General features: G+C 73.0%; 23 protein-coding genes. 11 read left to right on the top strand and 12 right to left on the bottom strand.

Features of this window, described 5'->3' with window-relative positions; translation table 11 throughout:
• Positions 1–9 precede the first annotated feature (9 nt).
• The gene (locus IE287_RS01950; protein WP_189847070.1) at positions 10–675 is read left to right on the top strand and encodes a hypothetical protein; all 666 of its coding nucleotides are present in this window, start codon (positions 10–12) and stop codon (positions 673–675) included.
• Here IE287_RS01950 and IE287_RS01955 read toward each other — a convergent pair.
• Positions 611–1,795, bottom strand: coding sequence for a THUMP-like domain-containing protein (locus IE287_RS01955; RefSeq protein WP_189847071.1), 1,185 nt, complete (start codon positions 1,793–1,795; stop codon positions 611–613). The two genes, IE287_RS01950 and IE287_RS01955, sit on opposite strands and share 65 nt — an antisense overlap.
• Before the next feature lie 126 nt (positions 1,796–1,921).
• Here IE287_RS01955 and IE287_RS01960 point away from each other — a divergent pair, with 126 nt between their 5' ends.
• The 4 genes from IE287_RS01960 (at position 1,922) to groL (ending at position 5,218) form a co-directional block, all read left to right on the top strand.
• Positions 1,922–2,836: a polysaccharide deacetylase family protein gene (locus IE287_RS01960; RefSeq protein ID WP_189847273.1), complete on the top strand. Its 915-nt coding sequence runs from the start codon at positions 1,922–1,924 to the stop codon at positions 2,834–2,836.
• Positions 2,833–2,997: a hypothetical protein gene (locus IE287_RS01965; protein WP_189847072.1), complete on the top strand. Its 165-nt coding sequence runs from the start codon at positions 2,833–2,835 to the stop codon at positions 2,995–2,997. The genes IE287_RS01960 and IE287_RS01965 overlap by 4 nt, the downstream gene beginning before the upstream one ends.
• 177 nt (positions 2,998–3,174) lie before the next feature.
• On the top strand, positions 3,175–3,483 hold the full coding sequence (gene groES, locus IE287_RS01970) for a co-chaperone GroES (RefSeq protein WP_004955293.1): 309 nt from the start codon (positions 3,175–3,177) through the stop codon (positions 3,481–3,483).
• 106 nt (positions 3,484–3,589) lie between these two features.
• On the top strand, positions 3,590–5,218 hold the full coding sequence (gene groL, locus IE287_RS01975) for a chaperonin GroEL (protein WP_189847073.1): 1,629 nt from the start codon (positions 3,590–3,592) through the stop codon (positions 5,216–5,218).
• Between the two features lie 90 nt (positions 5,219–5,308).
• Here the strand turns inward: groL and IE287_RS01980 are convergent, their stop codons facing one another.
• The 6 genes from IE287_RS01980 to IE287_RS02005 all read right to left on the bottom strand — a co-directional run bounded on the left by IE287_RS01980 (position 5,309) and on the right by IE287_RS02005 (position 11,359).
• Entirely contained in the window at positions 5,309–6,007 is a 699-nt protein-coding gene (locus IE287_RS01980; protein ID WP_189847074.1) for an ester cyclase, read from the bottom strand.
• A gap of 52 nt (positions 6,008–6,059) precedes the next feature.
• The gene (locus IE287_RS01985) at positions 6,060–7,079 is read right to left on the bottom strand and encodes a hydroxyacid dehydrogenase (RefSeq protein WP_189847075.1); all 1,020 of its coding nucleotides are present in this window, start codon (positions 7,077–7,079) and stop codon (positions 6,060–6,062) included.
• 17 nt (positions 7,080–7,096) lie between these two features.
• A complete protein-coding gene (locus IE287_RS01990) occupies positions 7,097–7,939 on the bottom strand; it encodes a carbohydrate ABC transporter permease (protein WP_229883225.1) in 843 nt (280 codons plus the stop codon).
• On the bottom strand, positions 7,936–8,826 hold the full coding sequence (locus IE287_RS01995; protein WP_189847076.1) for a carbohydrate ABC transporter permease: 891 nt from the start codon (positions 8,824–8,826) through the stop codon (positions 7,936–7,938). The genes IE287_RS01990 and IE287_RS01995 overlap by 4 nt, the downstream gene beginning before the upstream one ends.
• A gap of 4 nt (positions 8,827–8,830) precedes the next feature.
• Positions 8,831–10,147, bottom strand: a complete 1,317-nt coding sequence (locus tag IE287_RS02000; protein WP_189847077.1) for an ABC transporter substrate-binding protein — start codon at positions 10,145–10,147, stop codon at positions 8,831–8,833.
• 108 nt (positions 10,148–10,255) lie between these two features.
• Entirely contained in the window at positions 10,256–11,359 is a 1,104-nt protein-coding gene (locus IE287_RS02005; protein WP_189847078.1) for a substrate-binding domain-containing protein, read from the bottom strand.
• Between the two features lie 181 nt (positions 11,360–11,540).
• Here IE287_RS02005 and IE287_RS02010 point away from each other — a divergent pair, with 181 nt between their 5' ends.
• Positions 11,541–13,394, top strand: coding sequence for a DUF2264 domain-containing protein (locus IE287_RS02010; RefSeq protein ID WP_189847079.1), 1,854 nt, complete (start codon positions 11,541–11,543; stop codon positions 13,392–13,394).
• A gap of 205 nt (positions 13,395–13,599) precedes the next feature.
• Here IE287_RS02010 and IE287_RS02015 read toward each other — a convergent pair whose 3' ends face one another.
• Together IE287_RS02015 and IE287_RS02020 are read right to left on the bottom strand one after the other, a co-directional pair.
• Entirely contained in the window at positions 13,600–14,373 is a 774-nt protein-coding gene (locus IE287_RS02015; protein ID WP_189847080.1) for an SDR family NAD(P)-dependent oxidoreductase, read from the bottom strand.
• Positions 14,374–14,426: 53 nt separating this feature from the next.
• Positions 14,427–15,113, bottom strand: coding sequence for an MOSC domain-containing protein (locus tag IE287_RS02020; RefSeq protein ID WP_189847081.1), 687 nt, complete (start codon positions 15,111–15,113; stop codon positions 14,427–14,429).
• A gap of 91 nt (positions 15,114–15,204) precedes the next feature.
• Between IE287_RS02020 and IE287_RS02025 the strand changes: the two genes are divergently transcribed.
• A complete protein-coding gene (locus IE287_RS02025; RefSeq protein WP_189847082.1) occupies positions 15,205–16,104 on the top strand; it encodes a LysR family transcriptional regulator in 900 nt (299 codons plus the stop codon).
• Between the two features lie 128 nt (positions 16,105–16,232).
• Here the strand turns inward: IE287_RS02025 and IE287_RS02030 are convergent, their stop codons facing one another.
• Positions 16,233–16,571: a WhiB family transcriptional regulator gene (locus IE287_RS02030; protein WP_189847083.1), complete on the bottom strand. Its 339-nt coding sequence runs from the start codon at positions 16,569–16,571 to the stop codon at positions 16,233–16,235.
• Between the two features lie 449 nt (positions 16,572–17,020).
• On the opposite strand from IE287_RS02030, the gene IE287_RS02035 reads away from it, so the two are divergent.
• The 4 genes from IE287_RS02035 (at position 17,021) to IE287_RS02050 (ending at position 21,352) form a co-directional block, all read left to right on the top strand.
• Positions 17,021–17,632, top strand: coding sequence for a response regulator transcription factor (locus IE287_RS02035; protein ID WP_003948568.1), 612 nt, complete (start codon positions 17,021–17,023; stop codon positions 17,630–17,632).
• A 243-nt stretch (positions 17,633–17,875) separates the two neighbouring features.
• Positions 17,876–18,478, top strand: a complete 603-nt coding sequence (locus IE287_RS02040) for a sigma-70 family RNA polymerase sigma factor (protein ID WP_030750140.1) — start codon at positions 17,876–17,878, stop codon at positions 18,476–18,478.
• Positions 18,479–18,618: 140 nt separating this feature from the next.
• Positions 18,619–20,121 carry an IMP dehydrogenase gene (guaB, locus tag IE287_RS02045; RefSeq protein ID WP_043227893.1) on the top strand — a complete coding sequence of 501 codons (1,503 nt, stop codon included), beginning with the start codon at positions 18,619–18,621 and terminating at the stop codon, positions 20,119–20,121.
• A gap of 106 nt (positions 20,122–20,227) precedes the next feature.
• The gene (locus tag IE287_RS02050; protein ID WP_189847084.1) at positions 20,228–21,352 is read left to right on the top strand and encodes a GuaB3 family IMP dehydrogenase-related protein; all 1,125 of its coding nucleotides are present in this window, start codon (positions 20,228–20,230) and stop codon (positions 21,350–21,352) included.
• Between the two features lie 67 nt (positions 21,353–21,419).
• Here IE287_RS02050 and IE287_RS02055 read toward each other — a convergent pair whose 3' ends face one another.
• Both IE287_RS02055 and IE287_RS02060 read right to left on the bottom strand, forming a co-directional pair.
• Complete coding sequence (locus tag IE287_RS02055) at positions 21,420–21,992, bottom strand: hypothetical protein (protein ID WP_189847085.1); 573 nt, start codon at positions 21,990–21,992, stop codon at positions 21,420–21,422.
• A 135-nt stretch (positions 21,993–22,127) separates the two neighbouring features.
• Positions 22,128–23,369 (bottom strand): nucleotide sugar dehydrogenase, encoded by a 1,242-nt coding sequence (locus IE287_RS02060; protein WP_189847086.1) that lies wholly within the window; start codon positions 23,367–23,369, stop codon positions 22,128–22,130.
• Positions 23,370–23,567 lie beyond the last annotated feature (198 nt).

Raw genomic sequence — 23,567 nt, forward strand, 5'->3', positions numbered from 1 at the left:
GTGCTGGGCATGTCGCCGCGCACGCCCCTGCCCCCGCCGCCCCCGCCCGCCGAGCTCCGGAGCTGGCCCCACCGGGACGCGCGGCTCGCGGACCGGGCGCTGGCGCTCGACGCGCTGGGGCGCCGGCTGCTCGGCGGCGGGCGGTTCGCGCTGTTCGCCGGCTCGGTGCTGCTGCTCCAGCTCGGCTGGGGCATGGTGGGCGTGCTCCTCGTCGACCTCGGCGGCGCGCTCCTCGACCCGATCACCTTCTTCATCGGCCTGGTCGCCGCCGTCCTCGGCGCCGGCGTCATGGTGCCCGGCGTCTGGCTGGCCGTGCGCGGGGTGCGGCAGGACCGCGTGGCGCGCGAACGGCTCGCCGCCTGGGTCGCGCTGGACCGGGACGGGGCGGCGGACGCGCGGCTGCGGCGGCCGGTCCCGAGCGTCTGCTGGATGCTGCTCTCCGCCCTCCTGTGCGGCCTCGGACTGTGGCTCGGCTTCGCCGTGCCGGCCGGTGCGACCCCGCAGGACGGCGGCCACGGCTTCGTCGCCTACGGCATGGGCGTCGCGCTCATCCTCTGGATCAACGGCCTGATCGGGCTCTTCAAGGCGGCCGGGCACTACCGCATGGCGATCAGGGTCGCTCCGGCCGCACGGGGTGCCCGATCAGCATCGTCGGAGCCCCCGCGACCCGGGTGAGCAGCACCGTCGCGGAGTGGGGGCCCTTGGGCTTCACCTTCCGCCGGATCTCCTCGGGCTCGACGGCCGAGCCGCGCTTCTTCACCGTCAGCGTGCCCACCTCGCGTTCGCGCAGCAGGGCCTTCAGCTTCTTGAGGTTGAAGGGGAGTTCGTCGGTGATCTCGTAGGCGGAGGCGTACGGGGTGGGGGTCAGGGCGTCGGCGGTGACGTAGGCGATCGTGGCGTCGATCAGCCCGCCGCCCAGCTCCTCGGCGACCTCGGCGACCAGGTGGGCGCGGATGACGGCGCCGTCGGGCTCGTAGAGGTAGCGGCCGACGGGGCGGACCGCCGGGTCGGGCAGGCCGCGGCCGACGAGGCCCGCCCCGGACGGCAGGAGGGTGGCGCGCCGGGCGCCCGGCTCCGTGCCGAACCAGAGGACCGCCTCCTTCACGTCGCCGCCGTCCGAGATCCACTCGGCCTCGGCCTCGGCGGGGACGGTCTCGTGCGGGATGCCCGGGGCGATCTTCAGGGCCGCGCGCGGGGCCTTGCGGGCGGCCTCGACGGCCCAGGAGAGCGGCGGGGAGTAGGCCTCCGGGTCGAAGACGCGGCCCCGGCCGCCGCGCCGCGCCGGGTCGACGAAGACGGCGTCGTGGGGGCTGGTGTCGATCTCGGTGACATCGGCGCAGCGGACCTCGATCAGACCGTCGAGGCCGAGCGCGGCGGCGTTGGCGCGGGCGACCTCGGCGGTGAGCGGGTCGCGGTCGACGGCGAGGACGGAGATGCCGGCGCGGGCCAGCGCGAGCGCGTCGCCGCCGATCCCGGAGCAGAGGTCGGCGACCGAGCCGACGCCGAGGGCCTTGAGGCGGGCCGCGCGGTAGGCGCCGACGGCGGCCCGGGTCGACTGCTCGACGCCGTTCGGCGTGAAGTACATGCGGTGGGCGTCCTCGGCGCCGAACTTCGCCACCGCGCGCTGTCGCAGCCGGGCCTGTCCGAGGGCCGCCGAGACCAGCTCGGCGGGGTGGTCGCGGCGCAGCCGGGAGGCGACCGCCAGCTCCTGGGCGGGGTCGTAGTCGCGCAGGGCGGCGAGGAGCGTCTGGCCCTCGGGGGCGAGCAGGGCGGCGAAGGCGGCGAGGTCGGTCACCGTTCCATTCTCCCTGTGGGCCGGGCGGGGGACCGTGGGGCCGGTACGGCGGTGTCGCGGCCGGGCGGGCGGGTCGCGCTGACAGGATGCGGCGCCATACCGGTCGTACGACAAAAGGAAGAAATGATGACAAAGGGTGGCTCGCGCCGTGCCCTGGGGGCCGCGCTCCTCGTCGCCGCGCTCACCTCCACCGCCGCCTGCTCCGAGGGCTCCGCGCCGGGCGCCGGCGGCGCCCCCGCCCCCGCCGCGGGACAGCAGGCCCCGGCGAAGACCGCGGCCCGGCTCGCCGCGGAGAAGAAGGCCGCGCTGGCGGAGCGGCGGGCCGCCCGGGCCGTCGCCGCGAAGAAGTGGGGCCTCCGGCTGACCCCCCTCGAAGCGCCCGCCCCGCCGAGGACCAAGCCGAGGATCACCACCCGGAAGGGCTTCGAGACCGACGGCGAGGGACTCCCGCCCGTCTTCACCACCGTCCCCACCAAGGAGAAGGTCGTCTTCCTGACGATCGACGACGGCGCCGAGAAGGACCCCGAGCTCATCCGCATGATGCGGGAGCTGGACATCCCCTACAGCGCCTTCCTCAGCGACTACGTCGTCAGCGACGACTACGGCTACTTCGCGAAGATGCAGAAGTCGCAGCCGCGCGGGGTCGCCCTCCACAACCACACGCTGAACCACAAGTACCTGCCCGGGCTCTCCTACGCGCGCCAGAAGCGGGAGATCTGCGGGATGCAGGACGTCATCGAGAAGAAGTACGGCAAGCGCCCCGAGCTCTTCCGCCCCCCGTACGGCAACTACAACGAGGACACCCTGCGCGCCGCGAAGTCCTGCGGCGTCAAGGCCGTCCCGCTCTGGGCCTCCGAGGCCTTCCCCGACCACATGGAGTGGCGCGAGTGGGACCGCGACCTGCACCCCGGCGACATCGTCCTCACCCACTTCCGCGGCGAGGAGGACTGGAAGGGCAGCATGCCGGACATGATCCGTCGGGTGATGAACGTGATCACGTCCAAGGGGTACGCGGTCGGCCGGCTGGAGGACTACGTATGAGCCGCCTGCGGCCGCTGGTGGTCGCCGTCCTCCTCCTCGGCCTCACCGGCTGCGCCTCCGCCGTCGACCCGCTCGAACGCCTCGGCCGCAAGGCGGTCGAGCGCGTCGGCGACCGCGCCCCGGCCGGCTCCGCCGTCCGCGCGGAGGCCGCCACGGAGTGAGGAATTGGCACTCCGCTTGACCGAGTGCTAATCGCGGTCATAGTCTCGGCTCTGGCACTCCCCACCGGAGAGTGCCAGGAAAGCGACGGGCAGGTCCGGCACCCGCGACGACGGATCCAGCTGGTCGCGACCCCAGAAAGTTAACCCCGCGAGATCTCCGAAGGGGGAGGTCGGATCGTGACGACCGCCAGCTCCAAGGTTGCCATCAAGCCGCTTGAGGACCGCATCGTGGTCCAGCCGCTCGACGCCGAGCAGACCACGGCCTCCGGCCTGGTCATCCCGGACACCGCGAAGGAGAAGCCCCAGGAGGGCGCCGTCCTCGCCGTGGGCCCGGGCCGCTTCGAGAACGGCGAGCGCCTTCCGCTCGACGTGAAGGTCGGCGACGTCGTGCTCTACAGCAAGTACGGCGGCACCGAGGTGAAGTACAACGGCGACGAGTACCTCGTCCTCTCGGCCCGCGACGTGCTCGCGATCATCGAGAAGTAAGACGCCGTACCGCTTTGAACCGCGCCCCTGACCCCTTGATCTCTTGGGCGTCCAGGGGCGCGGTCGGTTTTACCCACACGATTTCCGAGAGGGCTGAATCGCTCCCATGGCGAAGATCCTGAAGTTCGACGAGGACGCCCGTCGCGCCCTTGAGCGCGGCGTCAACAAGCTGGCCGACACGGTGAAGGTGACGATCGGCCCCAAGGGCCGCAACGTCGTCATCGACAAGAAGTTCGGCGCCCCCACCATCACCAACGACGGTGTCACGATCGCCCGCGAGGTCGAGATCGAGGACCCGTACGAGAACCTCGGCGCCCAGCTCGTCAAGGAGGTGGCGACCAAGACCAACGACATCGCGGGTGACGGCACCACCACCGCCACCGTGCTCGCCCAGGCGCTCGTCCGCGAGGGTCTGCGCAACGTCGCCGCCGGCGCTTCCCCGGCCGCCCTGAAGAAGGGCATCGACGCCGCGGTCAAGGCCGTCTCCGACGAGCTGCTCGCCACCGCGCGCCCGATCGACGACAAGTCCGACATCGCCGCCGTCGCCGCCCTCTCGGCCCAGGACCAGCAGGTCGGCGAGCTCATCGCCGAGGCCATGGACAAGGTCGGCAAGGACGGTGTCATCACCGTCGAGGAGTCCAACACCTTCGGCCTGGAGCTGGAGTTCACCGAGGGCATGGCCTTCGACAAGGGCTACCTCTCGCCGTACATGGTCTCCGACCAGGAGCGCATGGAGGCCGTCCTCGACGACCCGTACATCCTGATCAACCAGGGCAAGATCTCCTCGATCCAGGACCTGCTGCCCCTCCTGGAGAAGGTCATCCAGGCCGGTGGCTCCAAGCCGCTCCTGATCATCGCCGAGGACGTCGAGGGCGAGGCGCTCTCCACCCTCGTCGTCAACAAGATCCGCGGCACCTTCAACGCCGTCGCCGTCAAGGCGCCCGGCTTCGGCGACCGCCGCAAGGCGATGCTCCAGGACATGGCCACCCTCACCGGTGCCACCGTCATCGCCGAGGAGGTCGGCCTCAAGCTCGACCAGGCCGGTCTGGACGTGCTGGGCACCGCCCGCCGCGTGACCGTCTCCAAGGACGACACCACCATCGTCGACGGTGGCGGCAAGTCCGAGGACGTCGCGGGCCGCGTCGCGCAGATCAAGGCCGAGATCGAGACCACGGACTCCGACTGGGACCGCGAGAAGCTCCAGGAGCGCCTCGCGAAGCTGGCCGGCGGCGTGTGCGTCATCAAGGTCGGCGCCGCCACCGAGGTGGAGCTGAAGGAGAAGAAGCACCGTCTGGAGGACGCCATCTCCGCGACCCGCGCCGCGGTCGAGGAGGGCATCGTCTCCGGTGGCGGTTCCGCGCTCGTCCACGCCGTGAAGGTCCTGGAGGACAACCTCGGCAAGACCGGCGACGAGGCCACCGGTGTCTCCGTCGTCCGCCGCGCCGCCGTCGAGCCGCTCCGCTGGATCGCCGAGAACGCCGGCCTGGAGGGCTACGTCATCACCTCCAAGGTCTCCGAGCTCGACAAGGGCCAGGGCTTCAACGCCGCCACCGGCGAGTACGGCGACCTGGTCAAGGCCGGCGTCATCGACCCGGTCAAGGTCACCCGCTCCGCCCTGGAGAACGCCGCCTCCATCGCCTCCCTGCTCCTCACCACCGAGACCCTCGTGGTGGAGAAGAAGGAGGAGGAGCCGGCGGACCACGGCCACGGCCACGGTCACGGTCACTCCCACTGACCCCTGACGCCCCGCGCGTCACGAGGCCCGGTGCTCCCGTCGCGGGAGCACCGGGCCTCGCCCGTTTCCCGGGTCCCGCCGGAGCGTTCCTCAGTCCTCCACCGCGCCGAGCTGTCCCATCAGCCCGAGCAGGTCGTACTGCCACCAGCCCTCGACGATCTTCCCGTCGTCGCGGAAGCGGTGGATGGTGGTCCCGGTCATGGTGACCTCCATCCCCGTCGGCTGGAGGCCCATGAAGTCGCCGACGTGGGTCCCCTTCCAGCTCCACCGGGTGCACACCCGGTCGCCGTCGGCGATCTGGTCCTCGACCGTGAACGCGAAGTCGAAGCCCGCGCGCCACTGCTCCACCTCGCGCCGGACCGCGTCCATCCCGAGGGTGGCCACCGGGTTCGCCGGATCGTGGTCGTGGTACCCCTCGGCCAGCAGGCCGTCGAGCAGCGCCAGGTCCGACCCGTTCGCGAACCGCTCGAACATCTGCCGCGCGTTCGCCTTGTACAGCGCCTCGTCCCGGACCACGTCCAGGTCGGTGAAGGTCGGCATCTCGTCACAGAGGGCGACCATCTCCCGGAAGATCCGGTCGGTCTCCGGCAGCTGCGAGTTGCGCATCGCCACGTCGTACGAGGGGAACTCGACGATCTCCACGACGTGCGAGGCGTCGGACCGGTCGGTCCCGACGATGCTGTGGGTGGCGGTCCGTTTCCCCCGGGTCTGCTCGACCCACCGGTCCATGAGCCGGTTGAGCTCCTCGACCCGGCTCGTCCTGCAATCGATGATCTGCACGAAGGTCATGGCCGCCTCCGACCGGCGAAGCCGCGGATGGACCCCTCCAGTCTAGGCCGCCCTAGGCGGAGCGTCCCAGGTCGGCGGCCCTGACCTCCTCCGCGAAGGGCTCGCCCCGGGTGTAGCGGGCGACCTCGTCCAGCGCCTGGTCGGTCATCCGGTGCAGCTCGTTGCCGAGCGAGCCCGCGATGTGCGGGGTGAGCAGGACGTTGGGGAGGCTGTAGAGGGGGGAGTCCGGGGGCGGGAGTTCGGGTTCGGTCACGTCGAGCACCGCGTGCAGGCGGCCCGAGGCGAGGTGGGGGAGGAGGGCGTCCTCGTCGATCAGGGAGCCCCGGGAGGTGTTGACCAGGGTGGCGCCGTCGGGCAGGGCGGCGAGCTGCCGGGCCCCGATCATCCGGTACGTGGAGGGGAGTTGGGGCGCGTGCACGGAGACGACCGAGCTGCGGGAGCAGAGTTCGTCCAGGCCGGCGAGGGACGCGCCGGCCGGCGGGACCGTCAGGTAGGGGTCGTAGAGCAGCACTTCCAGGTCGAAGGGGCGCAGCAGCTCCACGACCCGGCGGCCGATGCGGGAGGCGCCGACGATGCCGACCGTGCGGCGGTAGTTGCCCCAGGCGGCGGACTCGGCGAGCCAGCCGTGGCCGGAGCGGAGTTCGGCGTACCGCCGGGCCGAGCGCAGCACCCGCTTCCCGGCGAAGAGGATCGCGGCGAGGGTGTACTCGGCGACGGGCAGGGCGTTGGCGGCGGCCGCGCTGGTGACCCGCAGGCCGCGCTCCCAGCAGGCGTCGGTGATGTGGTGCTTGACCGAGCCGGCCGCGTGCACCACGGCCTTGAGGCGCGGTGCGCGGGCCAGCACCTCCGGGGTGAGCGGGGTGGCGCCCCAGCAGGTGAGGAGGAGTTCGGCCTCGGCGAGGGCGGCGGCGGTGCGCGGGTCGGGGGCGGTCAGGTCGTGGGCGATCAGCCGCGGGTCGGTGCGGGTGAGGGCGGCGAGGCGGGCCCGGTGGGCGTCGGTGAGGAGGCGTTCGGAGACGCCGGGGCCCATCGCGAGCAGGAGGGGAGGGCGGTTGTCGGCGGTCGGGCGCATGGGGGGACCTGGGCTCCTCACTTGACGCTGCCGGCGGTCAGACCGGCCTTCCAGTGGCGCTGGAGCGAGACGAAGGCGAGGACGAGGGGGACGACGGCGAGCAGCGAGCCGGTGACGACGAGCGGGTAGTAGCCGGGTTCGGCGTGGGCGTTGCTGTTCCAGGCGTAGAGGCCGAGGCTCAGCGGGAAGAGCTTCTGGTCGGAGAGCATCACCAGGGGCAGGAAGAAGTTGTTCCAGACGGCGGTGAACTGGAAGAGGAAGACGGTCACGAAGCCCGGCATGACCGTGCGCAGTCCGATCGACCAGAAGACCCGCATCTCCCCGGCGCCGTCGATCCGGGCGGCCTCCAGGGCCTCCCCGGGGACGTAGGCGGCGCACAGCACCCGGGAGAGGTAGACCCCGAAGGGGTTGACGAGGACCGGGAGGAGGACGGCGGCGTAGGTGTTGACGATGCCGATCTCGCTGGCGAGCAGGTACATCGGCAGGGCGAGGGCGGTGGTGGGGACGAGGACGCCGAGGAGGACGAGGCCGAAGAGCTTCTCCTTGCCGCGGAAGTCGTAGACGTGGAAGGCGTATCCGGCGGCCACGCTGATCAGCGCGCAGGCGGCGGCGCCGATCCCGGCGTAGAGGAGGCTGTTGAGGTACCAGCGGAAGTAGACGCCGTCGTGGTGCTCGGCGAGCCGGGCGAGGTTGCCGCCGAGGTCGAAGCCCTCGAAGGAGAAGGCGTTCCCGGCGAGGAGTCCTCCGGCGTCCTTGGTGGCGGCGGTGAGCAGCCAGACGAGCGGGAAGAGCATGTAGCAGGTGGCGAGGAGGAGGACGCCGTTGACGGCGGTCCTCGACAGCCAGCGGGAGGCGGTCACGCGGCCTTCTCCTTCCGGTCCCGGGTGAGGCGGGTCACCGCGAAGGACAGCAGCGCGGCCGTCAGGGCCAGCAGGATCGAGGCGGCCGCGGCCAGGCCGTAGTCGTTGCGGTCGAAGGCGGCGGAGTACGCGTACATGTTCGGCGTCCAGGTGGAGGTGACGGCGGAGCCCGTGCCCCTGCTGAGGATCAGCGGTTCGGTGAAGAGCTGGAGGGAGCCGATGACGGTGAAGAGGGCGACCATCGCGAGCGAGCCGCGGAGCAGCGGGATCTTCACGGAGAAGGCGGTGCGCCAGGCGCCGGCCCCGTCGACGGTGGCGGCTTCGAGGACGGAGCGGTCGATGGCCTGGAGGGCGGCGTAGAAGATGATCAGGTTGTAGCCGAGCCATTCCCACAGGGCGATGTTGACGACGGAGGGCAGGGCGCCCTCGGGGGAGAAGAAGTCGAAGCCGATCCCGCCGGCCTCCATCGCCCGGACGACCGGGCTGAGCTGGGGCGTGTAGAGGTAGACCCAGATCAGGGCGGCGATGATGCCGGGCACGGCGTGCGGCAGGAAGAGCGCGAGCTGGAAGAAGCGGCGGGCGCGGGCGAGGGCGGTGTCGAGGAGGAGGGCGAGGCCGAGGGCGCCGCCGAGCATCAGCGGCACGTAGAGCAGGCAGTAGCCGAGCAGGAGGCCGAATCCGTCGCGGAAGGCCCGGTCACCCAGTGCCGCGGCGTAGTTGCCGAGTCCGGTGAAGACGGTCTCGGAGCCGCCGAAGCCCAGTCCGGACTGCTTCTCGGTGAAGAGGCTCAGCCAGACCGCGTATCCGATCGGCACCACCAGCACCGCGGTGAAGAGCAGGAAGAACGGGGTCAGCAGGAGTGCCGCGGCACGGGTGCGGGCCTTCACGTGCTCAGCCCTCGACCTTCAGGCCGCGCCTGGTGAGTTCGGCGACGGTGGCGTCGTGGCCGGCCCTCACCGCGTCGGCGAGGGTGGGCCCGCCCGCGGCGACGGCGCCGAAGCGGTCCTTGATGGCGGTGTTGGTGGTGCCGGTGGCGGGGCCCCAGGACCACTGCGGGGTGATGGAGGCGCCGGCGGCCTCGAAGAGGGCGTAGATGTCCTGGCCGCCGTAGAAGCCGGCGTCGAAGGCCTCCTTGGCGACGGGGCGCAGGGCGGTGGCGGCGGGGAAGGCGCTGGAGGTGCCGGAGGCGATGCGGGCCTTCACGCCCTCCTCGGTGGTGGCCATCCAGGTGGCGAACTCGACGGCGGCGGCCTTGTGCCTGCTGCTCTTGGGCACGGCGAAGGTGGAGCCGCCGAGCATGCCGGAGGCGGGCTTGCCGTCCCAGCTGGGCAGGGGGGCGACGGCCCACTTGCCGGACTGCTCGGGGAGGGTGCCCTTGAGGACGCCGGCGCCCCAGGAGGCGCCGAGGTAGCCGACGGTGGTGCCGTTCTTCAGGGAGCCGGTCCACTCGGGGCTGAAGGAGGCGTTCTTGTGGACGAGCCCGTCGTCGAGGAGGCCCTGCCAGTAGGCGGTGACCCGGGTGGTGGCCGGGTCGGTGGTGTCGATCTTCCAGGTGTCGCCCTCGGCCTTGAACCACTGGGCGCCGGCCTGCCAGGCCATCGCCTCGAAGGTGGTGGGGTCGTCGGGGAAGAAGGTGGCGATGCGGGCCTTCGGGTCGGCCCTCCTCACCTGCTCGGCGGCCTTCCTGAAGCCGTCCCAGGTGGTGGGGACCTCGACGCGGTACTTCTCGAAGAGGTCCTTGCGGTAGTAGAAGGCCTGCGGGGCGGCGTCGAAGGGGACGGCCCAGGACTTGCCGCCGAGGGTGGTGAGCTCGACGGCCTGGGGGAGGAGGGCGGCGCGGGCGGACTCGGGGAGGACGTCGCCGATCTCCTGGAGGGCGCCGGAGGAGACGAACTCGGGGAGCGAGGGGTACTCGATGGAGACGAGGTCGGGGGCGTTGCCCGCCTTCACCGCGTTGGAGATCTTGGCGTAGCCGCCGGCGTTGCCGGAGGGGATCTCCTCGAAGGTCACCTCGATGTCGGTGTGGGAGGCGTTGAAGGCGTCGACGACCTCCTTGGAGCCCTTGGCCCAGCCCCAGAAGGTGAGGCGCACCGGCTCGCCGTCGGCGGAACCGGTTGCGTCACCGCCCCCGCCGCAGGCCGTGAGGACGGCGAGGGCGGCGGCGGTGCCGGCTATGACACGGGACGTTCTGCTCCAGCTGAGGCTCACGGCACGGCTCCTGATCGGCGGCGTGGAGGGGGTTGGCCGTGATCCTGGGACCGTTCCTGAGCGAAGTCAAGAGCGAAAGATTGAATGATCGGAAAAAGATCAAATCGATCAGAGGGTGGGCTCCGGGCCGGAGGCGCCGCAGGAGGCCCGCACCCGCAGCCGCGGCAGCAGGCTCACGTGGCGGCGCGGCGCGTCCTCGTCCGCGCGCCCGGTCAGCCGCTCCACCAGCAGCTCCGCGGCGTGCCGGCCCACCTGCCGCTTCGGCGGGGCCACCGCCGTCAGCGGGGTGTCGGCCAGCGCGGCGACCTCGTCGTCGTACGCGATGAGCGCGAGGTCCTCGGGCACCCGCACGCCGAGCGGGGCGAGCCGCTGCATGATCTCGATCGCGTCCACGTCGTTGTGGACGAGCGCCGCGCTCGCGAGCCCCGACGAGACCGCCTCGTGCAGCGCCCGCACCACCCGCTCGAACCCCTCCGGGTCCGCCTCGGCCGGCACGGAGTCGATCACCGGCCGCGGCTCCTCCAGGCCCAGCACCCCCAGCGCCTCGGCGTACCCGGCCCGCACCGCGAGCGCGGTCGGCGAGTCGCCGCGGGCCACCAGGAGCGGGGTCGCGTGACCGAGCCCGAGCAGGTGGCGCAGGGCGAGCAGCACCCCGTGGGCGTGGTCGGAGGAGACCCGGTCGAGCCCGTCGAGGGGGCTGCCCGGCTCGGCCCGCCGCTCCAGGAGCACCGCCGGCACCGGCAGCAGGGCCGGCCAGTCGCCGTGGGCGAGCCGGTCCTCCGGGCCGCGCCAGCCCGGCGCCACGAGGACCCCCTCGGCGCCGGCCGCGAGCAGCCCCTCGGTGCGGGCCCGGTCCTCCTCGGGGCGGTAGTCCGAGATCCGCAGCACCAGCCGGGCGCCGGCCCGGGCCGCCGCCTCGTGCGCACCCCGGATGACCTCGGCGAAGTAGTACGTGGCGGAGGGCGCGAGCAGGCCGATCACCAGGCCCTCGGCGGCGCCGGTCCGGGGCGAGCCGGGCCCGCCGGGGCGCGGCCACGAGACCTGGCCGTGCACCCGGTCGAGCAGGCCGCGGCCGGCCAGCGCCTCCGCGTCGCGGCGGGCGGTGACGGGGGAGACCCCCAGCAGGCCGGCCAGCTCGGCGACGCGGACCGTGCCGCGCTCGCGCACCAGGTCCAGCAGTCGGGCGTGTCGTTCGTCGGCACTCTCGCGCACCTGCGGTTCCCCCTCGTGGTGGTGGTTCCGGCCTTGACGGCCCCGGGACAGCTGACCTTAGACGAAATGATCGAACGACGGGAGTTTCGATCATTCGCTCTGAATCTCTTGACGTTCGATCGGAGCATGTCGAGGATTCCGGCGAGGCAGCCGTCACCCCCCCCGGGACCCCAGGAGCATCATGCCCACGCCGCCGGAGGACCGTGAGCTCAGCCCGTACACCGGATGGACCCGCGCCCACTGGGAGCGGACCGCCGACCGGCTCCTCCTCGCCGTCCGCCCCCACGCCTCGCCGCGCGGCGGCCGCATCGACCTCCCGGGCCCCCGCCCCAGCTGGTCCGGCCCCCGCTCCGACGGCCTGGAGGGCTTCGCCCGCACCTTCCTCCTCGCCGCCCTCCGCGTCGCCGGCGCCCGCGGCGAGGACCCGCACGGCCACCTCGACCGGTACGCGGCCGGGCTCGCCGCCGGCACCCTCGCGCCCGGCGCCGACGGCGACCCCGACGCCTGGCCCACGACCACCGGCACCCGCCAGGCGGTCGTCGAGTCGGCCTCGGTCGCCCTCGGCCTGCGCCTCACCCGCCCCTGGCTCTGGGACCGCCTCGACGACCGCACCCGGCAGCGCGCCGCCGACTGGCTGCTCCCCGCCCTCGCCCCCTCGCCCGTCGACAACAACTGGTGGCTCTTCGGCCTCACCGTCGCCGGCTTCCTCCGGGACGCCGGCATCGAGACCGACCGCGCCGCCGCCACCGCCGACCGCTCCCTCGCCCGCATCGAGGACTGGTACCTCGGCGACGGCTGGTACAGCGACGGCGACAACCGCGCCTTCGACCACTACAACTCCTGGGCCCTGCACCTCTACCCGGTCCTCCACGCCCACCTCGCCGGCGACCGGGAGCTCCTCGACCGGTACGGCCCCCGGCTCCGCGCCCACCTCGCCGACCACGCCCACCTCTTCGACACCAGCGGCGCCCCCGTCCCGTACGGACGCTCCCTCGTCTACCGCTTCGCCGCGGCCGCCGCCCCCTGGCTCGGCGCCCTCACCGGCCACACCCCGCTCACCCCCGGCACCACCCGCCGCCTCGCCTCCGGCTCCCTGCGGTACTTCCTCGACCGCGGCGCCACCGACGGCCGCGGGCTGCTCACCCTCGGCTGGCACGGCCCCCACCCGCCGCTCGTCCAGGCCTACTCGGGTCCGGCCTCGCCCTACTGGGCCTCGAAGGGCTTCCTCGGACTGCTGCTCCCCCCGGACCACCCCGTCTGGACCGCCCCCGAGGAACCCCTCCCCGCCGAACGCGCCGACACCGTCCGCCCGCTCGGCCCCACCGGCCTGCTCGTCCAGACCACCGCCGCCGACGGCCTGGTCCGCCTCCACAACCACGGCAGCAACCACGTCGCCGCCGGCGGACCCGGCGGCGACGACCCCGGATACGCCCGCTTCGCCTACGCCACCCGCACCGGCCCCACCGGCGCCCCCGACCCGGCCGACAACCACTTCGCGCTGCTCCGCCCCGACGGCACCGCCACCGACCGGGGCCCCGCCGCACCGCTCCCCGGCGGCCCCGACCGGGCCGTCTCCGCGCACACCCCGCTCCCCGGGGTCCGGGTCGTCTCCGCCACCCTCGCCCGCGGGCGCGCCGAACTCCGCGCCCACCTCGTCCTCGGCGCGCCGGAGGGCACCCCCGTGCGGCAGACCGGCTGGGCCGTCCCCGACGCGCCCGGCGCCCCCGCCTCCCAGCTCCACCCGGTCCACGGTTACGGTCCCGAGGTCACCGCGCTCCCCACCGGGGCCACCCTCCAGGGCCCGGCCCCGACCCGTACCCCCGCCGTCCACGGCGCCACCCGCGGGCCCGCGGCCCTCTTCGTCGCGCTCGCCTCGCTCACCGGCGAGACGGCCCCGGCCCCGGCCGCCGCCCTCGCGGAGGTCGAGGTCGCCGAGGGGCCCGAGCTGCGCGTCAGGTGGGGGGACGGCGCCGTCACGCGCCTCACGCTGCCCGGAACCGCCGGTCCGACCACGCCGTCACCAGGGCCCGCGTGACGAAGGCCGCGGCCGGGCCGCCGACCCGACCGTGAACGCGCCGATCGCGAAGAGCCCCGAGCCGTCGTCCGTCAGCGCGAAGGGAAGGTTCTTCCGAGGTGGCCGGTCCCTGCCCCCGAGCCTCCGGCAATCCGCCGCGCCCGCGCAGGCGCGCGTACTCGACCCGTCCCGAGCAGGAGGGCCGGGGAACCCGGGCGGGACACCGCTATCGGGGTCCGTACTTACGCCCGGCCTTGGACGAGACCCCGCCGAGCAGCGCGCGCGGCGCCAGCTTCACCACGCCCATCAGGGCCTTGTAGCGCGGGTCCGGGATCGACAGGGTCTTCCCGCGCGCCAGGTCCGACAGGGCCGCCGCCACCAGCTTGTCCGCGTCCAGCCACATCCAGCCGGGGATGTTGTCCGTCCCCATCCCCGCCCGCTCGTGGAACTCGGTGCGCACGAAGCCGGGGCAGAGCGCCATCAGCCGCACCCCGCTGCCCGCGAGGTCGCGGGCCGCGCCCTGGGTGAACTGCACGACCCACGCCTTCGAGGCGCCGTAGGTGCCGCGCGGCACGAAGGCCGCCACCGAGGCCACGTTCACCACCCCGCCCCGCCCGCGCTCCCGCATCGCGGCGGACGCGGCCGAGGTCAGCCGGAGCACCGCCTCGCAGTGCACGGTCAGCATCCTCAGCTCGTCGGCCATCGACACGTCGAGGAAGCGGCCCTTGTTCCCGAAGCCCGCGTTGTTCACCAGCAGGTCGACCGGGCGGCGCGCGTCGGAGAGCCGGGCCTCGACCGCGGCGATCCCCTCCTCCCCGGAGAGGTCGGCGGCGAGCACCTCGGCCTCCACGCCGTGCCGGTCGTGCAGTTCGGTGGCCTGCTCCCGCAGCCGCTTCAGGTCCCGCGCCACCAGGACGACGTCGTGCCCGTCGGCGGCCAGCCTGCGCGCGAACGCGGCCCCGATACCGGCGGTGGCTCCCGTGATCAGTGCAGTGGTCATACCGGAACCGTAGTGCCCGGCGCCGCGGCGCCCGGTCCCCGGACGGGCCGGCCTCAGGCGCCGTACTTCTCCGCGTACTGCCGGGCGACCGCGAGGAGCCCGGACTCCATCCACTCGGCGGCCACCAGGGTCCCGGGCAGCAGCTTCCGCTCGGTGGTCGCCGCCCGGTGCAGGAGGGCGACCGTGACGGAGTGGTCCGGCCGGTGCACCACCGTCACCGGGTCGCCGGCCCGCACCTCGCCCGGCTCGATCACCCGCAGCAGCGCGCCGGGACCGGCCTCGGCCCGCGTGAACCTCCGCACCCAGCCCCTGGCGTCGAGGCCCAGCTCCTCCAGGTGGCCCTGGAAGGTGCGGCAGGGGATCCGGCCGCCGGTGACCTCCAGGACCACCTCCCCGCCGATCCGCCAGCGTTCGCCGATCAGCGCCCCGTTCACGTCCAGGCCGCTCGTGGTCAGGTTCTCGCCGAAGGAGCCGTTCGCCAGCTCCTTGCCCAGCTCCCGCTCCCAGCGGTCCAGGTCCTCGCGGGCGAAGGCGTACACCGCCCGGTCGGCGCCTCCGTGGAAGCGCAGGTCGCACACGTCGTCCCCGGCGACGCCGCTCGCCCCGACGCCGGCCGGGCCGGGGGCGTCGATCCGTACGGGGCCGTCGACGGGCCGCTTGTCGATGCCCGTCCGTCCGGAGGCGGATTCGCTGTAGGCGACGCTCTTCGCCCGGCCCGTGTTCACGCTCAGCAAGGTCATGGAAGGCAGCGTAGGCGGGTCTCCCGGCCCCTACCTCAAAGTTGTGTTCGAAGATTCGCTTCCGCATCCAAGCGTCGCTTATGCTCGAACCATGATCGAGGCACGCCACCTCCGCGTCCTGCGGGCCGTCGCCGCCACCGGCTCCTTCTCGGCCGCCGCGCGCGAACTCGGCTGCACCCAGCCCGCCGTCAGCCAGCAGATGAAGGCCCTGGAGGGCTCGGCCGGCACCCCGCTGCTCATCCGGACCGGCCGCGAGATGCGCCTCACCCAGGCCGGGGAGGTCCTCGTCCGGCACGCCGCCGGCATCCTCGCCGGACTCACCGCCGCGGAGGAGGAGGTCGCCGCCATCGCCGGCCTGCGGGCCGGCCGGGTCCGCCTGGTCTCCTTCCCCAGCGGCAGCTCGACCCTCGTCCCCACCGCGCTTGCCGCCCTGCGCGCCGCCCACCCCGGCACCCGGGTCTCCCTCGTCGAGGCCGAGCCGCCGCGCTCCGTCGAGATGCTCCGCGAGGGCGACTGCGACATCGCCCTCGCCTTCCGGTACGGCTCCGGGCACGCCGCCGGCGAGTGGGACGACCTGGTGGTCCGCCCGCTGCTCGCCGACCGGCTCGTCGGCCTGGTCCCCGAGGGGCACCCGCTCGCGGACGCCGGCTCGGTCGGCATCGCCGAGCTCGCCGGCGACGCGTGGATCGCCGGCTGCCCCCGCTGCCGCCGCCAGCTCGTGGACGTCTGCGAGGAGGCCGGCTTCGCCCCGCGCATCGACTTCGCCACCGACGACTACCCGGCGGTGGTGGGCCTGGTCGGCGCGGGGCTCGGCGTGGCCGTCCTGCCGGAGCTGGCCATCGAGTCCGTACGGCCCAAGGGGGCCAGGACCGTCGCGGTCGAGCCGGCCGTGGAGCGGGAGATCGTGGCCCTGACGCTGCCGGACCTGGCCCAGGTGCCCGCGGTGGCGGCCACCCTCGACGAGCTGACCCGGGCCGCCGCGCGCGCGTAGCCGCGCCTTCGCCGGGGACCCGGCGGGGCGGTGGCCGTCCGGGCGCCGCCCCCCGCGCGCGGCCACGGACGCCCGGGTCCCCCGAGGACCACCGGGCTTCCTGTCTCAGCTGATGAGGAAACGTTCCTTCAGGCGTGCCCCACGATCGATCGGCCGGCGGACGCCGCCGGAGCCGCCGCGATCAGGCGGTTGCGCGCGCGTCCCATGAGTTCTTCGCGTTCGTCCTCGGTGAGGCCGCCCCAGACGCCGTAGGGCTCCCGCACGGCGAGTGCGTGTGCCGCGCACTGCGCGCGGACCGGGCACCGCATGCAGACCTCTTTCGCCGAGTTCTCACGCGCACTCCGTGCCGCGCCGCGCTCTCCCTCGGGGTGGAAGAACAGGGAGCTGTCGACCCCGCGGCAGGCCGCGAGCAGTTGCCAGTCCCACAGATCGGCGTTGGGTCCGGGAAGGCGGGAGAAATCTGCCATTGCGCTAGTCCCCTTGAAACCGTGTCGAAACGGGTTGGTGGGTGGGCGGGAAGTGGCTGTCGCCCCGGGGCTCCTCGGGCCCCGGTCGGTCCGGGTGGGTCCGACTACTGTCGAAGTAGATGTAAATATGACTCATTGCGAATCTAGCCACAGACACCGCGAAAAGGGAAGAAAACCCGCTAAATGGGGCATAGCTTCTGGTGATGGCTTCCGGCGATGGACGCAGGACCTGCGGCGCTCTTCTCCGTGCACGGCCCCTCACGAGGAGTGCCGAAGGTCTCGCCCGACCCGTAACTCTTTCGAGTGACCATCGTTGAGAGTGCGAGGCGGTTGAATGAACAAGCGATCGGGCAGGTGTCCGGGAGCGTCAACCGCACAGGTGACGATACGTACCAGCCCTGGAGGCTCAAGGTGACGCGCATCAGCTGCGAGAGCCGCGGAGGTCGGTCATGACCTCCGTTCTCGTCTGCGACGACTCCCCGCTTGCCCGAGAGGCGCTTCGCCGCGCGGTCGCGACCGTGCCCGGCGTGGAGCGCGTGACCACCGCGGCCAACGGCGAGGAAGTCCTCCGCCGCTGGGGCGCGGACCGCTCGGACCTCATCCTGATGGACGTGCGCATGCCCGGCCTCGGCGGCGTGGAGACGGTCCGCCGGCTGCTCTCGGCCGACCCCGGCGCCCGGATCATCATGCTCACGGTCGCCGAGGACCTCGACGGCGTCGCGCTCGCGGTCGCCGCCGGCGCCCGCGGCTACCTGCACAAGGACGCCTCCCGCGCCGAGCTGCGGGCCACCGTCACGCAGGCGCTCGCCGACCCGACCTGGCGGCTTGCGCCGCGGCGGCTCCGTTCGGCCGAGATGGGCGCCGCGCCCACCCTCACCGCGCGCGAGATCCAGGTCCTCGAAGGCATGAGCCACGGCCGGTCCAACGCGGAGATCGGGCGCGAGCTCTTCCTCTCCGAGGACACCGTGAAGACCCACGCCCGGCGCCTCTTCAAGAAGCTCGGGGCCTCCGACCGGGCGCACGCCGTCGCGCTCGGATTCCGCTGGGGTCTGGTCCGCTGAATCGGCGGACACCGACCGCCTCCCCGTCCGTACCCCCGTCCGCCGAGGGGCGGACGGGGCGGGCCTGTGTCACTTCCCCGCGCGATGCCGCATCCTTGAGGTGTGGAGTTCCTCGGGGACGAGTCGATCGAGCGGAAGGGGAGGGCGCCAGAGATGAATCCAGGCGCACCTGCTCATAACGCTTCGGTGCACAACTACGGACACGGTGCCGCCGGCGGACCGGCATCGGGGCACCATGGAGCGATGCGCGACGACGAGACCATGGGTTCCCCCATGCCTGCCGGGCAGGGGGAGATCGGTGCGCTCGTCCACCGTGCCGTCGAAGGGGACGCGCAGGCCACCCACGACCTGCTGGCGCGCGTCCACCCCCTCGCGCTGCGCTACTGCCGCACCCGGCTCAACCGGCTGCCCGGTGACGCCCGCCACTTCGTCGAGGACCTCGCGCAGGAGGTCTGCGTCGCCGTCCTCATGGCCCTGCCGCGCTACAAGGACACCGGCCGGCCCTTCGAGGCCTTCGTCTTCGCCATCGCCGGACACAAGGTCGCCGACCTCCAGCGGGCCGCGATGCGCCACCCCGGATCCACCGCCGTGCCCTCCGACGAGATGCCCGAGCGGCCCGACGACTCCCTCGGCCCCGAGGAGCGCGCCCTCCTCAGCGACGACGCCGAATGGGCCAAGAAGCTGCTCGCCAACCTCCCGGAGAACCAGCGCGAGCTCCTCGTCCTGCGGGTCGCCGTCGGCCTGACCGCCGAGGAGACCGGCCAGATGCTCGGCATGTCCCCGGGCGCCGTCCGGGTCGCCCAGCACCGCGCCCTCAGCCGGCTGCGGGCGCTGGCCGAGCAGTAAGCGGCACGGCTCCGGAGCGGCCCTTTCGCATACGTACGAAGGTCCAAAGCTTTCCGCTGATCTTGATCGTGGAATGAGACACGGCTCAGGCCCGTTAGCATGGACATCCCGCACCGATCAAGGCCATTTGGGAAGGTGTCATGACTGCCAACGTCGACGGAGTGCCCGGAAAATTCGCGACACTCGGGCTGACCTACGACGACGTGCTGCTGCTGCCGGGAGCCTCCGAGGTGCTCCCCAACGCGGTCGACACCTCGTCCCGCATCTCTCGTAACGTCCGGGTCAACATCCCGCTGCTCTCCGCGGCGATGGACAAGGTGACCGAGTCCCGCATGGCGATCGCCATGGCCCGTCTGGGCGGCGTCGGCGTGCTCCACCGGAACCTCTCCGTCGAGGACCAGGTCAACCAGGTGGACCTCGTCAAGCGCTCCGAGTCCGGCATGGTGACCGACCCGATCACGGTCCACCCGGAGGCGACCCTCGCCGAGGCCGACGCCCTCTGCGCCAAGTTCCGCATCAGCGGCGTCCCGGTCACCGCGCCCGACGGCAAGCTCCTCGGCATCGTGACCAACCGCGACATGGCCTTCGAGACCGACCGCAGCCGCCAGGTCCGCGAGGTCATGACGCCGATGCCGCTCGTCACCGGCAAGGTCGGCATCTCCGGCGTCGACGCCATGGAGCTGCTGCGCCGCCACAAGATCGAGAAGCTGCCGCTCGTCGACGACGAGGGCGTGCTCAAGGGCCTCATCACCGTCAAGGACTTCGTCAAGGCGGAGAAGTACCCGAACGCCGCCAAGGACTCCGAGGGCCGCCTGCTCGTCGGCGCCGCCGTCGGCGCCAGCCCCGAGGCCCTGGAGCGCGCCCAGGCGCTCGCCGCCGTCGGCGTCGACTTCCTCATCGTCGACACCTCGCACGGCCACAACAGCAACGCCCTCAGCTGGATGTCGAAGATCAAGTCGAGCGTGAACGTCGATGTGATCGGCGGCAACGTCGCCACCCGCGACGGCGCCCAGGCGATGATCGACGCCGGTGTCGACGGCATCAAGGTCGGCGTGGGCCCCGGCTCCATCTGCACCACCCGCGTGGTCGCCGGCATCGGCGTCCCGCAGGTCACCGCGATCTACGAGGCGGGTCTCGCGGCCCGCGCCGCCGGCGTCCCGCTGATCGGCGACGGCGGCCTCCAGTACTCCGGCGACATCGGCAAGGCGCTCGCCGCCGGCGCCGACACGGTGATGCTCGGCAGCCTCCTCGCGGGCTGCGAGGAGTCGCCCGGCGAGCTGCTCTTCATCAACGGCAAGCAGTTCAAGTCGTACCGCGGCATGGGCTCGCTCGGCGCCATGCAGTCCCGCGGCCAGGGCCGGTCCTACTCCAAGGACCGCTACTTCCAGGCCGACGTCACCTCGGACGACAAGCTCGTGCCCGAGGGCATCGAGGGCCAGGTGCCCTACCGCGGCCCGCTCTCCTCCGTCGTCCACCAGCTCGTCGGCGGCCTGCGCCAGACGATGGGCTACGTGGGCGCCGCCACCATCGAGGAGATGGAGTCCAAGGGCCGCTTCGTCCGGATCACCTCGGCGGGCCTCAAGGAGAGCCACCCGCACGACATCCAGATGACGGTCGAGGCGCCGAACTACAGCAGGAAGTAGTCCGCGCGCACGGGAGGGGGCGGTTCCGGCATGTGGCCGGAGCCGCCCCCCGCGCGTGTGTCGGGGATACTGGTAGGCGCAGACACAGAGGGAAAGGCCACACATCGTGACTGAGATCGAGATCGGGCGCGGCAAGCGCGGCCGCAGGGCGTACGCGTTCGACGACATCGCCGTCGTGCCGAGCCGGCGCACCCGGGACCCGAAGGAGGTCTCGATCGCCTGGCAGATCGACGCCTACCGCTTCGAGCTGCCCTTCCTGGCCGCCCCGATGGACTCGGTCGTCTCCCCGCAGACCGCCATCCGGATCGGCGAGCTCGGTGGCCTGGGCGTGCTGAACCTCGAAGGCCTATGGACCCGGCACGAGGACCCGCAGCCGCTGCTCGACGAGATCGCCGAGCTGGACGAGGCCACCGCCACCCGCCGTCTGCAGGAGATCTACGCGGCTCCGATCAAGGAGGAGCTGATCGGGCAGCGCATCAAGGAGGTGCGCGACTCCGGCGTCGTCACCGCCGCCGCGCTCTCCCCGCAGCGCACCGCGCAGTTCTCCAAGGCCGTCGTCGACGCGGGCGTGGACATCTTCGTCATCCGCGGCACCACGGTCTCCGCCGAGCACGTCTCCGGCGCCTCCGAGCCGCTGAACCTGAAGCAGTTCATCTACGAGCTGGACGTCCCGGTCATCGTCGGCGGCTGCGCCACGTACACCGCCGCCCTGCACCTGATGCGGACCGGCGCCGCGGGCGTCCTGGTCGGCTTCGGCGGCGGCGCCGCGCACACCACCCGCAACGTGCTGGGCATCCAGGTCCCGATGGCGACCGCCGTCGCCGACGTGGCCGCGGCCCGCCGCGACTACATGGACGAGTCCGGCGGCCGGTACGTGCACGTCATCGCCGACGGCGGCGTGGGCTGGTCCGGCGACCTGCCGAAGGCCATCGCCTGCGGCGCGGACGCCGTGATGATCGGCTCCCCGCTGGCGCGCGGCACCGACGCGCCCGGCAAGGGCCACCACTGGGGCATGGAGGCCGTCCACGAGGACGTGCCGCGCGGCAAGCTGGTCGACCTGGGCATCGTCGGCACCACCGAGGAGATCCTCACCGGTCCGTCGCACACCCCGGACGGCTCGATGAACTTCTTCGGCGCCCTGCGCCGCGCGATGGCCACCACGGGCTACAGCGAGCTCAAGGAGTTCCAGCGCGTCGAGGTCACCGTCGCGGACGCCCAGCACCGCCGCTGACGTCTCCGGTCCGCAGACGAGAGGGCCCCGCACCGGTCGGTGCGGGGCCCTCTCGCGTACCGGCGGGTCAGGCGGCGGCCTTCTTCGCGCCGGAGAAGGCGGCGAAGGCGGCGATCGCGAGGAAGAGGAAGGTCATCGCGTCCTTGCCCTCGCTCCACGCCTGCGTCAGCAGGCCGAACTCCTGGAAGACGATGTCGGTGGCCGAGACGTTCAGCTCCTTGGCGACGACGATCGCGATGCCGACGAGCTGGCCGACGTAGACGGCGCCGAGGGAGAGGACGGCGCTGACGACGGGGAGCACCGGGTTGCTGCCGCCGACCTTGCCGGCGGCGAGGCCGATGACGAAGCCGACGCCGATGGCGGCCCAGCCGATCTCGCGCTCGATGCCGCCCATGACGGCCCCGTAGATGCCGGCGGTGACTAGCGCGGCCACGACGGCGGCGACGATGCCGAGACCGACGTTGGCCCGGCGGGGCTCGGGCGCCGGCGGGTACGCGCCGAACGGGTTCTGGCCGTCGGGGGCCTGGCCGTACGGGTTCTGCCCGGCCGGGTTCTGCGCGTACGGGTTCTGGCCGGCGGGCTGCTGGGCGGCCGCGTCCTGTGCGAACGGGTTGCCGGGCGGCGGTACGGGCTGGCTCATCGGGGTCCCCCTGGATGGATGGCGCACGAGTGTGCGATCGAGAGGGCCGGAGACTAGCAGTCCGTCCGGACGGTGGCCCACCCGTTACCCGGGGCGGGCCCGTGGCCGGATCCTTTCGTTCCGCGTTCCTCGTGATCAGAGGCGGTGCGCCGTGCCGGCGGGGGTGGCGCCGCGGGTGTCGAGGAGGAGCTGGGCCTTCACCGCGAGGCCCTGGAGGTCGTAGACGCGGTGGTGCTGGAGCAGGACCGTCAGATCCGCGTGGGCGGCGGCCTCGTAGAGGGAGTCCGCGCGGGGGACGGGCAGCTCCCGCACCCGCCAGTCGGGGACGTGCGGGTCGTGGAAGCTGACCGCCGCGCCGAGGTCCATGAGCCGGCCGGCGATCTCGTCGGCGGGGGAGCCCTCGCGGTCGGCGAGGTCGGGCTTGTAGGTGATGCCGAGGAGCAGGACCCGGGCGCCGCGGGCGGACTTGCCATGCTCGTTCAGGAGGGCGGCGGCGCGCTGCACGACGTACTGCGGCATCCGCTGGTTGACCCGGCCGGCGAGCTCGACGAGGCGGAGCGGGCGGTGGGCGCCCAGGTGCTCGACGGGGGCGCCGTGGCCGCCGACGCCGGGGCCGGGGCGGAAGGCCTGGAAGCCGAAGGGCTTGGTCTCGGCGCAGCGGATGACGTCCCACAGGTCGACGCCGAGCTCGTGGCAGAGCACCGCCATCTCGTTGACGAGGGCGATGTTGACGTGCCGGAAGTTGGTCTCCAGGAGCTTGACCGTCTCGGCCTCCCGGGGGCCACGGGCGCGCACCACCTTGTCGGTGAAGCGGCCGTAGAAGGCGGCGGCGGACTCGGTGCACGCGGGCGTGAGGCCGCCGATGACCTTGGGGGTGCCGGCGGGGCCGGGCAGGCGGTTGCCGGGGTCGAGGCGGCCGGGGGAGTAGGCGAGGTGGAAGTCGCGGCCGGCCCGCAGCCCCGAACCGTCCTCCAGGAGCTCCCGGAGCGGGCCCTCGGTGGTGCCGGGCGGGACGGGGGACTCCAGGATCACGGTGGTGTGGGGGCGCAGCCGGGCGGCCAGGGCGCGGGCGGCGGCGGTGACGGCGGTGAGGTCGAGGGCGCCGTCGGGGCCGAGGGGGGTGGGGGAGCACAGGACGGCGGTGCGGACCCGGCCGAGCTCGGCCGGGCCGGTGGTGGCCCGGAAGCCGCCGGCGAGCATGCGGCGGATCTCGGAGGTGGTGAGGGAGCCGTCGACCGGGGGGCGGCCCGCGGCGAGTTCGGCGACCGGGCGGGGGTCGGTGTCGAAGCCGACGGTGGTGATGCCCGCGGCGGTCGCGGCCTGCGCGAGGGGGAGTCCGTGGTGGCCGAGGCCGATGACGGCGAGGTCTGCGGGCATGGGGGTGGGCCGTCCTTCCCGGTAGCCGTTGCCTGGGGCGTACGCACGCCCGTGCCTACGCAATGTCAGACTAGGAGTAAATATGACCGATATGCGGCATTGCATGATCGAAGGTTGCCGAGTGTTATCCACAGGTCCGTGCGGGGACGGTGGCCGAAGCCGGCGGGCCGGTCCAGAATCGAGACGGCGAGCCGGATC

The sequence above is a fragment of the Streptomyces omiyaensis genome, from assembly GCF_014650895.1.
Lineage (GTDB): Bacteria > Actinomycetota > Actinomycetes > Streptomycetales > Streptomycetaceae > Streptomyces > Streptomyces omiyaensis.